The sequence below is a fragment of the Bradyrhizobium liaoningense genome (genome assembly GCF_018130825.1).
Taxonomy (GTDB): domain Bacteria; phylum Pseudomonadota; class Alphaproteobacteria; order Rhizobiales; family Xanthobacteraceae; genus Bradyrhizobium; species Bradyrhizobium liaoningense_B.
Map to the genome: position 1 here is coordinate 1 of NZ_JAFCJS010000009.1, position 14139 is coordinate 14139.

General features: G+C 63.1%; 12 protein-coding genes. 8 read left to right on the plus strand and 4 right to left on the minus strand.

Features of this window, described 5'->3' with window-relative positions:
* On the minus strand, positions 1–515 hold a 515-nt coding region (locus JQ603_RS31030; RefSeq protein ID WP_212345467.1), incomplete at its 3' end, for a nucleotide sugar dehydrogenase.
* A gap of 193 nt (positions 516–708) precedes the next feature.
* Here JQ603_RS31030 and JQ603_RS31035 point away from each other — a divergent pair.
* From JQ603_RS31035 to JQ603_RS31050, 4 genes are all read left to right on the plus strand, one after another.
* The gene (locus JQ603_RS31035; protein WP_212345469.1) at positions 709–1776 is read left to right on the plus strand and encodes an acyltransferase family protein; all 1068 of its coding nucleotides are present in this window, start codon (positions 709–711) and stop codon (positions 1774–1776) included.
* Positions 1777–1991: 215 nt separating this feature from the next.
* On the plus strand, positions 1992–5072 hold the full coding sequence (polA, locus tag JQ603_RS31040) for a DNA polymerase I (protein ID WP_212345471.1): 3081 nt from the start codon (positions 1992–1994) through the stop codon (positions 5070–5072).
* 189 nt (positions 5073–5261) lie between these two features.
* A complete protein-coding gene (locus JQ603_RS31045) occupies positions 5262–6512 on the plus strand; it encodes a DNA sulfur modification protein DndB (protein ID WP_212345473.1) in 1251 nt (416 codons plus the stop codon).
* A gap of 188 nt (positions 6513–6700) precedes the next feature.
* Positions 6701–7336 carry a LysE family translocator gene (locus JQ603_RS31050; RefSeq protein ID WP_212345475.1) on the plus strand — a complete coding sequence of 212 codons (636 nt, stop codon included), beginning with the start codon at positions 6701–6703 and terminating at the stop codon, positions 7334–7336.
* Positions 7337–7540: 204 nt separating this feature from the next.
* On the opposite strand, the gene JQ603_RS31055 is transcribed toward JQ603_RS31050, so the two are convergent.
* Positions 7541–8167, minus strand: a complete 627-nt coding sequence (locus JQ603_RS31055) for a glutathione S-transferase family protein (protein ID WP_212345477.1) — start codon at positions 8165–8167, stop codon at positions 7541–7543.
* Between the two features lie 203 nt (positions 8168–8370).
* Between JQ603_RS31055 and pyrE the strand changes: the two genes are divergently transcribed.
* Together pyrE and JQ603_RS31065 are read left to right on the plus strand one after the other, a co-directional pair.
* A complete protein-coding gene (pyrE, locus tag JQ603_RS31060) occupies positions 8371–8934 on the plus strand; it encodes an orotate phosphoribosyltransferase (RefSeq protein WP_018647906.1) in 564 nt (187 codons plus the stop codon).
* Positions 8935–9181: 247 nt separating this feature from the next.
* Entirely contained in the window at positions 9182–9964 is a 783-nt protein-coding gene (locus JQ603_RS31065) for a DUF2865 domain-containing protein (protein ID WP_212345479.1), read from the plus strand.
* Between the two features lie 111 nt (positions 9965–10075).
* On the opposite strand, the gene JQ603_RS31070 is transcribed toward JQ603_RS31065, so the two are convergent.
* A complete protein-coding gene (locus JQ603_RS31070) occupies positions 10076–10507 on the minus strand; it encodes a hypothetical protein (protein ID WP_212345482.1) in 432 nt (143 codons plus the stop codon).
* 196 nt (positions 10508–10703) lie between these two features.
* Here JQ603_RS31070 and JQ603_RS31075 point away from each other — a divergent pair, with 196 nt between their 5' ends.
* Positions 10704–10994 carry a GIY-YIG nuclease family protein gene (locus tag JQ603_RS31075; RefSeq protein ID WP_212345485.1) on the plus strand — a complete coding sequence of 97 codons (291 nt, stop codon included), beginning with the start codon at positions 10704–10706 and terminating at the stop codon, positions 10992–10994.
* A gap of 95 nt (positions 10995–11089) precedes the next feature.
* Here the strand turns inward: JQ603_RS31075 and JQ603_RS31080 are convergent, their stop codons facing one another.
* The gene (locus JQ603_RS31080; protein ID WP_212345488.1) at positions 11090–11323 is read right to left on the minus strand and encodes a hypothetical protein; all 234 of its coding nucleotides are present in this window, start codon (positions 11321–11323) and stop codon (positions 11090–11092) included.
* A gap of 203 nt (positions 11324–11526) precedes the next feature.
* Between JQ603_RS31080 and JQ603_RS31085 the strand changes: the two genes are divergently transcribed.
* On the plus strand, positions 11527–14043 hold the full coding sequence (locus tag JQ603_RS31085; RefSeq protein WP_212345491.1) for a glycogen/starch/alpha-glucan phosphorylase: 2517 nt from the start codon (positions 11527–11529) through the stop codon (positions 14041–14043).
* Positions 14044–14139 lie beyond the last annotated feature (96 nt).

Consider the following 14139-nt stretch of genomic DNA (forward strand, 5'->3'; position numbering starts at 1 on the left):
GTGCCGACGACGACGCGATCGGGAAACTTGAAGTCGCGGATCGCCGCGCCCTCGCGCAGGAATTCGGGGTTGGAGGCGACCACGACGTCGGCCTTTGGATTGGTCTCGCGGATGATGCGCTCGACCTCGTCGCCGGTGCCCACGGGCACGGTCGACTTCGTCACCACGACGGTGAAGCCTTGAAGCGACTGCGCGATCTCTTTCGCGGCGGCGTAGACGTAGGACAGATCGGCGTGACCGTCGCCGCGGCGCGAGGGCGTGCCGACCGCGATGAACACGGCGTCGGCATCGGCGACCGGCTTGGACAGATCAGTGGTGAAGTCGAGCCGCTTGGCCTTGACGTTGGTTGCGACCAGCTCGTCGAGGCCGGGCTCGTAGATCGGGATCTCGCCGCGGTGCAGGGCCGCGATCTTCTTCTCGTCCTTGTCGACGCAGGTGACGTCGTGACCGAAATCCGCAAAGCAGGCTCCGGACACCAGTCCCACATAGCCCGTTCCGATCATCGCGATTCGCATGAAAAACCCTGTTTTGGCTTGGTTAACGAAACCCCAATGCGGAGCGGTTTAGCATTTTCCGGCAGTGAGGGAACAGTCCGCGCGCAAAAACCGGCACGCGAATTGAACCGGTAAAGAAGTCGGAAACCGCAAGGCCCCAAACTGCCCCGCGGCCGCACAAGGCCGGGCGGAACACGCCCCGAAAAGGGACACCATGGCTTCATCAGGCACCATCGCAGCACACGGGCTTTCCCAGGCCCCGGCTGCCGCGCGTGTCGACTGGGTCGACTATGCCAAGGGCATCTGCATCGTCATGGTCGTGATGATGCATTCGGTGCTGGGGGTCGAGCTCGCCGCCGGCGAGACCGGTTTCATGCATGTCGCCGTGGCCTTCGCAAAGCCGTTCCGGATGCCGGATTTCTTCCTGATTTCGGGCCTGTTCCTGCCGCTCGTGATCGACCGCGACTGGCGTACCTATCTCGACCGCAAGGTGATGCATTTCGCCTATTTCTATGTCGTCTGGGTGACAATCCAGTTCGGCTTCAAGGCGCCTGCGTTTGCCGCGGAGACGAGCTGGCGCGACGTGGGCCTCCTGTATCTCGAATCCTTCATCGAACCGTTCGGCACGCTGTGGTTCATCTATCTGCTGCCGGTCTTCTTCGTCGTCACAAAACTGACACGCAAGATTCCCTCGCTCGCGATCTGGCTCGTCGCGGCAGCGCTGGAGACGGCGCGCATCTCGACCGGCTGGACCGCGATCGACGAGTTCTGCGCGCGCTTCGTCTATTTCTATTCGGGCTACCTGTTCGCACCTTACGTGTTCGCGCTGTCGGATCGTGCACGCAGTCATCCCGCGCTGGCACTCGCGGCGCTTGCGGTCTGGGCGCTGGTCAATGCCGGCCTCGTCGCGATTGGCGCCAGCGAATGGAAGATCGTGTCGCTCGTGCTCGGCTTCGCCGGCGCCTGCGCCATCATCACGACCGGCACGCTGCTCGCGCGCGCACATTGGCTGAACTTCTTCCGCTTCTGCGGCGAGCATTCGATCGTGATCTATCTCGCCTTCTTCCTGCCGATGGCGGCGACACGAACCCTGCTACTCCGCACCGGCATCATCCCCGATATCGGTACGGTGTCGCTGATCGTCACCGTCGCCGGCGTGATCGGCGCGCTCGCGATCTGGCAGGTTGCCTTGCGGCTTGGCGGCAATTTCCTATTCGAGCGGCCCGATGCGTTCTGGATCGCGCCGAAGAAGGCTGGCGCGCGGTTGCAGGCGGCCGAGTAGCTGCACTCTCGGTGTCGTCGCCCCGCTTGACCGGGCGACCCAGTACGCCGAGACGTCAGTGATTGAGCCGAGAAGCCGCGACGTACTGGATTCCCCGCTTTCGGGGGAATGACAGCGGGGGATGCGGGAAACGACTGTGGGGATAGCGGCGCCCGTGGGCCAAAAATCCCCCTCCCAAGGCTGTCAAACGCCGCAAAAATTCATACATTGCGGCCATGCCAAAAACATCCCCGAAGACCTCCGCCAAAGCTGACACCAAGGCCGCGCCAAAGGCTGCCGCCGACACCAAGGCCGCCGCTGCGACAGCTGCTGCCAAACCGGTCGCGGCGAAGGCAGCGGGCAAGGGCGACCATATCTTCCTGGTCGATGGTTCCGGCTACATCTTCCGCGCCTACCACGCGCTGCCGCCGCTGAACCGCAAGTCCGACGGACTTCAGGTCAATGCCGTGCTCGGCTTCTGCAACATGCTGTGGAAGCTGCTGCGCGACATGCCGGAGGCCGACCGGCCGACGCATCTGGCGATCATCTTCGACAAGTCGGAAATCACCTTCCGCAACAAGATCTATCCCGAGTACAAGGCGCACCGTCCGCCGGCGCCGGATGACCTGATCCCGCAATTCGCTTTGATCCGCGAAGCTGTGCGGGCCTTCGACCTGCCCTGCCTGGAACAGGTGGGCTTCGAAGCCGACGATCTCATTGCGACCTACGCGCGGCAGGCGTCCGCGCGCGGCGCCACCACGACCATCGTGTCCTCCGACAAGGATCTGATGCAGCTCGTGAACGACAAGATCATGATGTACGACACCATGAAGGATCGCCGCATCGGCATTCCCGAGGTGATCGAGAAATTCGGCGTACCGCCGGAGAAGGTGGTGGAAGTGCAGGCGCTCGCCGGCGACTCCACCGATAACGTTCCCGGCGTGCCCGGCATCGGCATCAAGACCGCGGCGCAGCTGATCACCGAATATGGCGACCTCGAACAGCTTCTGTTCCGCGCCACCGAGATCAAGCAGCCGAAGCGGCGCGAGGCATTGCTCGAGAACGCCGAGAAGGCGCGCATCTCGCGGCAGCTCGTGCTGCTCGACGACAAGGTCGAGCTGGAGGTGCCGCTGGACGACCTCGCGGTCCACGAGCCGGATGCACGCAAGCTGATCGCGTTCCTGAAGGCGATGGAATTCACCACGCTGACGCGGCGCGTTGCCGAGTATTCGCAGATCGATCCTTCCAATGTCGACGCAGATCCCGGCTACGCGAGCGGCGCCAGTGTCTTCTCGCCGCTGCCGCCCTCGGACGTCGTGCCGGCGCCAGGCGCTGGCGCGGCACCGCAGGCCCGGCCGAACGAGGCCAACAAATCAGCGGGCAAGGAGGACAAGGCCGCGAGCCCCAAGGGCGCACCGATCTCGCTCGCTGCTGCGCGCGAGGAGGCGCTGCGCAAGCTGCCGGTCGAGCGAGCCAAGTACCAGGCGATCAAGTCGCTGAAGGAGCTCAACGCCTTCATTGCGCGCATCCATGACACCGGCCATGTCGCGATCGAACTTCGAGGAAACTCGATCGATCCGATGCAGGCCGATCTCTGCGGCATCGCGCTGGCGCTGGCGCCGAACGAGGCCTGCTATGTGCCGCTCGCGCACAAGCAGTCCGGCGGCGGTGGCGGCCTGTTCGACGCCGGTCTTGCGCCCGACCAGGTCAAGCATACCGACGCCATAGAGGCGCTGCGGCCGGTGCTGGAATCGGCAGGCATTCTCAAGATCGGCTTTGACGTCAAATTCACCGCCGTGATGCTGGCGCAGCATGGCATCACCCTGCGCAACATCGACGATGCGCTCCTGATCTCCTACGTGCTCGACGCCGGACGCGGCTCGCACGCGCTGGAATCGCTGTCCGAGCGCTGGTTCGGCCACGCCATGCTCAAGGAAAGCGAGCTGCTCGGCAGCGGCAAGGGCAAGATCACCTTCGACCAGGTGCCCATCGACAAGGCCGCGCCGCTGTCGGCGGAAGGCGCCGACATCGCCCTCCGGGTCTGGCGCGTGCTGAAGCCGCGCCTCGTCGCCGAGCACATGGCGACGGTCTACGAGACGCTGGAGCGGCCGCTGGTGTCGGTGCTCGCACGGATGGAACGGCGCGGCATCTCGATCGACCGCCAGGTGCTGTCACGTCTTTCCGGCGACTTCGCCCAGACCGCCGCGCGGGTCGAAGCCGAGATCCAGGAGATCGCGGGCGAGCCCGTCAATGTCGGCAGCCCCAAACAGATCGGCGACATCCTGTTCGGCAAGATGGGACTATCAGGCGGCACCAAGACCAAGACCGGTGCGTGGTCCACCACCGCACAGGTGCTGGATGATCTCGCCGAGCAAGGCCACGACTTCCCGAAGAAGATTTTGGAATGGCGCCAGGTCTCCAAGCTGAAATCAACCTACACCGACGCGCTGCCGACCTATGTCAACCCGCAGACGCATCGCGTGCACACGACCTACGCGCTGGCCGCGACCACGACGGGCCGGCTGTCGTCGAACGAGCCTAACCTGCAGAACATTCCGGTGCGCACCGAGGACGGCCGCAAGATCCGCCGCGCCTTCATCGCGACATCAGGACACAAGCTGGTCTCCGCCGACTATTCGCAGATCGAGCTGCGCCTGCTCGCCGAGATCGCCGACATTCCGGTGCTGAAGCAGGCGTTTCGCGACGGGCTCGACATTCACGCGATGACCGCCTCGGAAATGTTCGGCGTGCCGATCAAGGGCATGCCGAGCGAGATCCGCCGCCGGGCGAAGGCGATCAATTTCGGCATCATCTACGGCATCTCGGCGTTCGGCCTCGCCAACCAGCTCGGCATCGCGCGCGAAGAGGCGTCCGCCTACATCAAGAAATATTTCGAACGCTTCCCCGGCATCCGCGCCTACATGGACGAGACGCGCGATTTCTGCCGGAGCCACGGCTATGTCACCACGCTGTTCGGCCGCAAGTGCCACTATCCTGATATCAAGGCCTCGAATGCCTCGGTGCGCGCCTTCAACGAGCGGGCCGCGATCAACGCCCGCCTCCAGGGCACCGCCGCCGACATCATCCGCCGCGCGATGACGCGGGTGGAGGACGCACTGGCCGAGAAGAAACTCTCGGCGCAGATGCTGCTCCAGGTGCATGACGAACTGATCTTCGAGGTGCCGGACGCCGAGGTCGAGGCGACGCTCCCCGTCGTGCAGAAGGTCATGCAGGACGCGCCGTTCCCGGCCGTGTTGCTGTCAGTGCCACTGCATGTCGACGCCCGCGCGGCGAACAATTGGGACGAGGCGCATTGATTTTGTTGGCAGAATTTTTTCCTCCCCTCTTTTTTGACTTCCCCGCAAGAAATAATGCGGGGAATTTTCATTTTATTGAGGGGAAATTTTTGACGAATGCGGGGAACCGGGTAGATATAGGTCGACCCCGGAATCGGCGCTAACCAGACCCCGGGGTCGCTCTGTCAACAACCCGGAAGGCTAAATCCCATGGTTATCGACATCCTAAACCTTAAGACCCCTGTTCCGTGCATTCAAGGCACCTTCGGCAGCCGGCTCGTCACGTACACGACACAGGCCTCGCCGAAGCAGATCATGAACCTTCTTGGCCATGATCCGAGGAGCAAGAATTGGAAGCGTCTCCCCGACGATCTTCGGCAAATCTACGAATATCTGCAGCGAAAAACTGACAAGAATCGTCGAGAAAGTGTCGCTGCTTATATCGAAGAGCGCCTCGGACCTGACAGCATTGCTGTTGGTGCGTTCCCTGCGATTTCGATCGCGTTTCAGCAACCAATCGAATTCAAGCCGTATGGACAGCCCATTCAGTCAGCGGTAGGCGACTTGATGGTCGATATCTCTCCGTCCGCGATCCGCGTTCTAATTGATGGCTTAGGGCGCGTGACGGGCGCCTTGGATGTCGCCGAGGAAGGGAATGAGTCGCTATTGGATCGTTTTCAGTTTCCTATCACAATCTACGCGCCTAGCCCTGGCACCAAGGCACTTTCGTGGAAGGAGATGGGTCAACTCTTTCACGACTTTAATTTCCGCGTGCAGCCGGTCTCGAAACAGTTGGCCATCGCGCTTGATACTAGCGATATCTACATCGCCCTCGCTGGAAAACTTGCTGAGTGCCCAGTCATTGCAAACAACGGTGGCGTTGCGGAGCGTTCGGCTAGCTTGGGAAGCAAGAGTACCAACTTGGTTGTTCAAACCTTGCTTGTGCGTACGGTTCGTGGTGCCTGCGAGGGACGGAAGTTTCAGGAGTCAGACATGGCTTCTGTTGACGAGCCCAATCTTACAAAGGATACTTTTAACGGCTTGCTTTCGTCGGTCGATACGTTCTTCAGTCGCCTCGCCAATAAGATGGGAGTTGATCGATTTACCGATCGTCAGAGTTTGCACCTGACATCTCCTGGATGGCAGGCGCTCGGCGTTCTCCATCATGATATCGTGTTCAAGCTAAAACTTGACGCCGTTGAGCAGTCCAAAGTCATTGATCGGATCGCCGCGATTGACTGGAGTCGGTTTAATCCGGATTGGCTAAGCTTCGGTATTGGTCACCCCGAGATTGATAAAAAAACAGGTTCGCCGATTGTCGATAGCAGTGGCCGTCAGAAGGTCGCCCTGACTGGGGCCGGACGCACAAACACGCAGAAGCTTCTCGACTACATGAGAGAAAAGGCCAGTATCGCAGACCGCCTCAAACCATACTCGCTCGAAGAGGCCGAAGCTGCGTGAACTTTGAGATTGAACCGGGGGCCGTCGCCCCCGGTTCTTCTATGGTCAAGGACAGAGCAATTATCATGACCATGAACGGCCCTGTTCAGGGGCGAGTGAATTGCTCTCAGTACAATTAACAAAATGCATCGTCATACGATGCCTACTAAAAAGGGGCGTGTCCCCAACTTGCCCGCACCGGTTCGCCCATGCCCCACACCCCCGCCCTGCTCGGCTTCGCCCTCGTCTGCCTCGGTCTCGTGCTCACGCCGGGGCCGAACATGATCTACCTGATCTCGCGCTCGATCACGCAGGGCCCAGTGGCCGGCATCGTCTCGCTCGGCGGCGTGGCGCTGGGCTTCGTGTTCTACATGCTGTGCGCGGCGTTCGGCATCACGGCGCTGCTGCTCGCCATTCCCTTTGCCTATGACGCGCTGCGCTTTGCCGGCGCCGGCTACCTGCTCTGGCTCGCTTGGCAGGCGGTGAAGCCGGGCGGGCGCTCGCCGTTCCAGGTGAAGAAGCTCGCCATCGACAGCCCGCGCAAATTGTTCGCGATGGGCTTCGTCACCAATCTGCTCAATCCGAAGATCGCGATGCTGTATCTGGCGCTGCTGCCGCAGTTCATCGATCCCACAGCCGGCAGCGTGCTGACGCAGTCGGTGGTGCTGGGCGCGATCCAGATCGCGATCAGCGTCAGCGTCAATGCGATGATCGCGCTCGCGGCGGGATCGATCGCGCTGTTCCTGGCGAGCCGGCCGAGCTGGATGCTGGTGCAGCGCTGGCTGATGGGCACGGTGCTGGCCGGGCTCGCGGTGCGGATGGCGGTGGAAGCGAAGAAGGTGTGAGGCCATCTTCACCCTCCCCTGGAGGGGTCCGAGACGAGCGCAGCTCGCTCGTGGGTCGGCACGCGATCGAGCAAAGCGAGATTGCGTGACGGGGTGGGGTGAAGGTCCCTCCCCGTCCAACAGTGTTCGTGCGGAGAGATCACCCCACCCCGCTCGCGCTACGCGCGAACGACCCTCCCCCTCCAGGGGAGGGTAAGCAGCGCATCAATCCAGCTTCGCCTCCACCCCGCGCTTCACGCCCGGCCGGGCCATCAGGGCCTCGTACCAGCGCTTGACGTTGGGGAAGTCGGCCAGCTCAACCTTGTGGCGAGGGTGGCGCCAGGCCCAGCCCAAAATGGCAAAATCGGCAACCGAGAGGTCGCCGGCGACGAAGTCGCGGCCGTCCAGCCGGCGGTCGAGCACGCCGTAGAGCCGGCGGGTCTCGGCCATGTAGCGCTTCAGGCCATAGGCGCGGTCCTGCTCGTTCTCGAGCGCGATGAAATGATGCACCTGGCCGGGCATCGGGCCGAAGCCGCCCATCTGCCACATCAGCCATTCATAGACCGGGATGCGCGCGGAAAGCGATTTCGGCAGGAATTTGCCGGTCTTTTCACCGAGATAGAGCAGGATCGCGCCCGACTCGAAGATGCTGACGGGCTTGCCGTCGGGACCCTCGGGGTCGACGATGGCGGGAATCTTGTTGTTGGGCGAGAGCTTGAGGAACTCCGGCGCCATCTGCTCGCCCTTGCCGATGTTCACCGGGATCACCTTGTAGGGCAGCCCCATCTCCTCCAGCGCGACCGAGATTTTCCGGCCGTTCGGCGTATTCCAGGTGTGGAGCTCGATGGTCATGTGGCTGTTCCTTCCCGCATTGCTGGCATCCCACTAACCCAGGACATCGCGGTCTTTCAACCAGCGGTCGGGCATGGTGGCTGTCCGATCGCCGCGGGCGATGCCCTGTTGACGGTGGTCTTGCGGGCCCTGCCCCCACTGGAATGTCGCGGCCGTCGCGGATAAATTCCGCCTCCTCCAAAAACGCTGTTCGAGGGACCGCCGTGTCGAAATCCGCTTCCCGCGCCCGCCTGTTCGAGATCATCCGCCGGCGCTCATTCGGCCGTGGCGAGGTGACGCTCGCGTCGGGCCGCAAGAGCGATTTCTACTTCAACCTCAAGCCGACCATGCTCGACCCCGAGGGCGCGACGCTGCTGGCCGAGCTGACCTATGAGGCGCTGAAGGACGACCAGCTCGATTTCATCGGCGGGCTCGAGATGGGCGCGGTGCCGCTCGCCGGCGCGCTGGCGCAGATCTCCTGGATCAAGGGCCATCCGATCGCCGCCTTCTTCGTGCGCAAGAAGCCGAAGGAGCACGGCGCCAAGCTCGCGATCGAGGGCCTGCCCAAGGGCGAGACGCTGGCCGGCAAGCGCGTCGTGATCGTCGAGGACGTCACCACCACCGGCGGCTCGGCGATGAAGGCGGTGGAATCCGTGCGCGAGACCGGCGCCGAAGTAGTGCTGGTGCTGACCATGGTCGACCGCGAGGAAGGCGCCACCGACACGTTCGGTGCGGCCGGCCTGCCGTTCCGCTCGCTGTACAAGGCTTCGGAATTCTTGAAGGCTTGACGCGGCGAAACATCCTTCGCCGTCATGCCTCAGTGTGCCCCGAAAGCAACCATCCGTCCAAAGCTGCGCCCGGCCTTAAAGAGGCCACCGCCTCGTCTTGAAACCGCCTCCGCGCAACTGCTCATTTACCATCGCGCCTTATGGTGAATCATGTGCTGAGACCTGATGGTCCCAGCCGGTTCAGTAGCGTCGGGTGGAGTTGGCATTGCGTACAGTCATGTCCCATGCGCGCCGGCGGCGTCGCGCGATGCTTGTGGCCGCCATGCTTGCAGCTCCGCTGCTCGCAGCGCCTGCCCCGGTTTCGGCCGAGGGCCTGTTCGACTTCCTCTTCGGCGGCATGCAGCAGCAACGGCCGCAGCGCGAGGTGCCGCAGCAGTCGAGCTCCTATACCGATCCCTTCACCGGCCAGCAGAATGCCGCAACTCCGCAATATGTGCCGCCGACACGTTCGGCCGCGGCCGGCGGCTCGGGACCTGCCTTCTGCGTGCGCAGCTGTGACGGCAAATATTTTCCGCTGATGCGCGGCCTCGTCTCGCCCGCGCAGATGTGTCAGGCATTCTGTCCCGCCACCGCAACCAAGGTCTATTTCGGCTCCTCCATCGACGGCGCCTATTCCCAGACCGGCGAGCGCTATGCCGACAGCGAGAACGCGTTCGCCTATCGTAAGGCGCTGCGTTCGGATTGCACCTGCAACGGCCGCGAGCCGGTCGGCCTTGCCCCGGTCGATCTCGCGCTCGACTCCTCGCTGAAGGCCGGCGACGTGATTGCGACCAGCGACGGCCTCGTCGCCTATACCGGCATCCGCGTCGGCAACGACCAGGCCGCCGACTTCACGCCGGTCGCCTCCTATCCCGGCCTCACCGCGCAGGTCCGCGCCCGTCTCGGCGAGATGAAGGTCGCGCCGGTGCGCGCGGATACGGTGTCGGCGGATGCGCCAGCCCCGGCCGAGATCGTGCGTGAGGCGCTGCCTGACGTAGCCGTGCCGAAGACGACGGCGCAGAAGCCGGCGAAGCGGGCGGGGCTGGAGTAAGCCCGAACTGCATCCAAGTCGTCATTGCGAGCGCAGCGAAGCAATCCAGAGTCCCTCCGCGGAAAGATTCTGGATTGCTTCGCTGCGCTCGCAATGACGGAGGATGGAGCACTATCGCCCGATGATCACCCCGATCACGTTCGGCGCCGCCAGATATTTCTCCTCGATCGCAGCACGCGCGGCGGCGCGGTTCTCGGCTGTGAGCAGGCCGCGCTTCTCGGCCAGGATCATCCAGCAGAATCCCCACCAGTCGGTGAGCATGCCCGCCTCGCCTATGAGGTCATAGCCCTGCTCGGCAGCGAAGATGCGCGCATGCGCTTCGTCCAGCGTGTCGAGAAACAGGTGATCCTCGGTCGAGAACAGATCGTCGCTGACGTCGTCGATGGTGTAGCCCCAGATCGACTGGCACACCGCGTTGAACTCGCGGTCGAACTGGTCGTCATCGATCCGCTGCCGCCGCGCCGCCTGATGCAGCCGCGACAGCGAACGCGCGAAATCGGCGATCCGGGTGAGGGCAAACTGGTCGAAGGCAATAGTGGACATGTAGTCCTCGCGAAGTCTGGCGGACGCTAGATATTGTGTCGGCAACGCGCCGAATCACAATGATATATCAAAGGCTTGCTAAAGTGTTCTTAATTTGTTCTGGTGACTGAAGCCGCTGTTTGAAAATCGTCGTCCTGGCGAAAGCCGGGACCCATTACCCCGGTCAGCGTTGCTTTTGCGAGCTTGAGCCGCACACATGAGCACAGGCAGCTACTACGTCTACATTCTCGCGAGTCGTCACCACGGCACGATCTATATCGGCGTGACGAATGACCTTCGCACGCGGCTCGAGCAGCACCGCTCAGGTCGTGGCTCCAAGTTCGTACAGAAGTACAAGATCTTCCGCCTCGTGCACGTCGAAGCCTTCGCCACGCCGCAGGAAGCGATCGCGCGCGAGAAGCAGCTGAAGTTCTGGAAGCGCGACTGGAAGATCAAGCTGATCGAGCAAGAAAATCCCGACTGGAATGACCGGTCGGGACTCATCTAGCGGTCGGGGTAATGGGTCCTGGCTTTCGCCAGGACGACGATGTGGTGGGAGCTGTTGCTGAAGCAACGCTGCATCCGCTGCGCCACCTCTCCCCCTCACTTCGCCGCCGACACCAGCCTGTCCCCGCACGCGTTCGCATAGAACTTGCCGCCGCATTGGCGCTTGATGGTGGCGCAGCGGGCGGCGGGTGAGGCATCTTGCGGGACAGCAAAGCCGCAGCTGAGGCCGTCGGCGCTGCGGCCGATCTTGCCGGCGGCGAAGGCCGCGCTGGAGGCGGTGATGCAGACGACGAGGAAGGTGGCGGCGGCGATTTCGATCAACAGTCGCATGGCGTCTCCTCCACACTGCTGGCTGAATTGGCCGGCATTCTAGCAGGAAATCCGCGTCTTTCCGTGCTCGTCCGGGTTCCCAAACGGCCCGTTCCTTGCATAAATTTACGCCAGCGCAGTGCACGCCCGCGCCAGCGATGGTTCCGGTGCAGGGGCAGGACGCGTAGGTTTAGTGGTGTTGTTTCGACCAGGAAGTGACCGCCTTGCAAGATCAATCGTTTCAGCCAAATTTTCCCGCTCCCGGGCAGCCCATCGACGAGCTCGCGCTGGCTGAGATCAAGGGCGCGATCCTGGCGAAGCTGCGCCTTGCCATCGGCAAGGACGCGGGCATGGCGACCAAGCACGACTGGTACCAGGCCGCCGCGCTCGCGCTGCGCGACCGCATCGTGCATCGCTGGCTCAGCGCCGAGAAGCGCAGCTACGACGCCGGGCGCAAGCGCGTCTATTACCTCTCGCTCGAATTCCTGATCGGCCGCCTGTTCACCGATGCGCTGAACAACATGGGCCTCTTGAAGATCTTCGAGGTCGCGCTCGGCGATCTCGGCGTCTCGCTGCCCGAGTTGCGCAAATGCGAGCCGGATGCCGCGCTCGGCAATGGCGGTCTCGGACGGCTCGCCGCCTGCTTCATGGAGAGCATGGCGACGCTGTCGATACCCGCGATCGGCTACGGCATCCGCTACGATTACGGCCTGTTCCGCCAAATCATCAATCAGGGCTGGCAGCAGGAATATCCCGACGAATGGCTGAGCTTCGGCAACCCCTGGGAATTGCAGCGGCCCGAGGTGATCTATCACGTTCATTTCGGCGGCGGCGTCGAGCATGTCGACGACAAGGGCCGCGACCGCGCGATCTGGCATCCCGGCGAGACCGTGCAGGCGATCGCCTATGACACGCCGATCGTGGGCTGGCGCGGCCAGCACGTCAACGCGCTGCGGCTGTGGTCGGCGCGCTCGCCCGATCCGTTGAAGCTCGACGCCTTCAACAAGGGCGACTATGTCAGCGCCAGCGCCGAGCAGTCGCGCGCCGAGGCTATCTGCAAATTCCTCTATCCGAACGACGAAAGCCCTGCGGGCCGCGAGCTGCGGCTGCGCCAGGAATATTTCTTCGTCTCGGCTTCGCTCCAGGACCTCGTCAACCGCCACCTCACCTCCGACGGCCAGCTCCGCAGCCTCGCGATGAAGGTCGCTGTGCAGCTCAACGACACCCATCCGAGCCTTGCCGTCACCGAGCTGATGCGCATTCTCGTCGACCTGCACAATTTCCGCTGGGACGAAGCCTGGAAGATCACGGTCGCCACCCTCTCCTACACCAACCACACGCTGCTGCCCGAGGCGCTGGAGACCTGGCCGGTCGAGCTGTTCGAGCGGCTGTTGCCGCGGCATCTCGAGATCATCTACCGCATCAACGTGCAGCATCTGGCGCTCGCCGAAGCGCGCGCCCCCGGCGACATCGACTTCCGCGCCTCGGTCTCGCTGATCGACGAGAAAAGCGGCCGCCGCGTCCGCATGGGCCAGCTCGCCTTCGTCGGCTCGCACCGCATCAACGGCGTCTCGGCGATGCATTCGGACCTGATGCGCGAGACCGTATTCCACGATCTCAACCATCTCTATCCCGGCCGCATCACCAACAAGACCAACGGCATCACCTTCCGCCGCTGGCTGATGCTCGCGAACCCGAAGCTGACCGACCTGTTGCGCGAGACCTGCGGCGAGGCTGTGCTGGACGATCCGACCCAGCTCAGCCTGATCGAGGCGCGCGCCAGCGACGTCGAATTCCAGAAGAAATTCCGCGCCGTCAAGCACGCCAACAAGGCGGCGCTGGCGCGCCTGATCGGCGAGCGGCTCGGCATCAAGGTCGACCCGAGCGCGCTGTTCGACGTGCAGATCAAGCGCATCCACGAATACAAGCGCCAGCTGCTCAACGTCATCGAGACGGTCGCGCTGTACCAGGCGATCAAGGACGATCCCAACGGCAATTGGGTGCCGCGGGTGAAGATCTTCGCCGGCAAGGCGGCGGCGAGCTATCGCTATGCGAAATTGATCATCAAGCTGATCAACGACGTTGCGGAAGTCGTCAACAACGATCCCGCGATCGGCGGCAAGCTGAAGGTCGCCTTCCTGCCCGACTACAATGTCAGCCTCGCCGAAGTCATCATTCCCGCGGCGGATCTCTCCGAGCAGATCTCGACCGCCGGCATGGAAGCCTCCGGCACCGGCAACATGAAGCTGGCGCTGAACGGCGCCATCACCATCGGCACGCTCGACGGCGCCAATATCGAGATCCGCGACCATGTCGGCGCCGAGAACATCGCGATCTTCGGCATGGAAGCCGGCGACGTGATGATCCGCCGCAAGCAGGGGCTGGATGCTTCCGACGTGATCCGCAGGTCGCCGAAGCTGCAGCGTGCCATCAATGCGGTCGGCGCCGGCGAGTTCTCGCCCGGCGATCCCGGCCGCTTCGAATCCATCGCGCATGCGCTGCGCTATCTCGACCATTACATGGTCAGCGCCGATTTCGATTCCTATTACGAGGCACAGCGCGCCGTCGACGCGCGCTGGCAGGTGGCGCCGGCCTGGACGCGCGCCTCCATCCTCAACGTCGCGCGCATGGCGTGGTTCTCCTCCGACCGCACCATCCGCGAGTATGCCGAGGAGATCTGGAACGTGCCGGTCAACCCGACCACGCCGCTGCTGCCGGATTTGCGCGACGTCGCGGGCTGATTTTCCGCGCCGTGAAATCGGCGTTACCTGCGAGGTTATTGATTTGGCAGGATAACCATCATATTACGGCCAGGGATTTTTCTGGCCGGAGTCGAT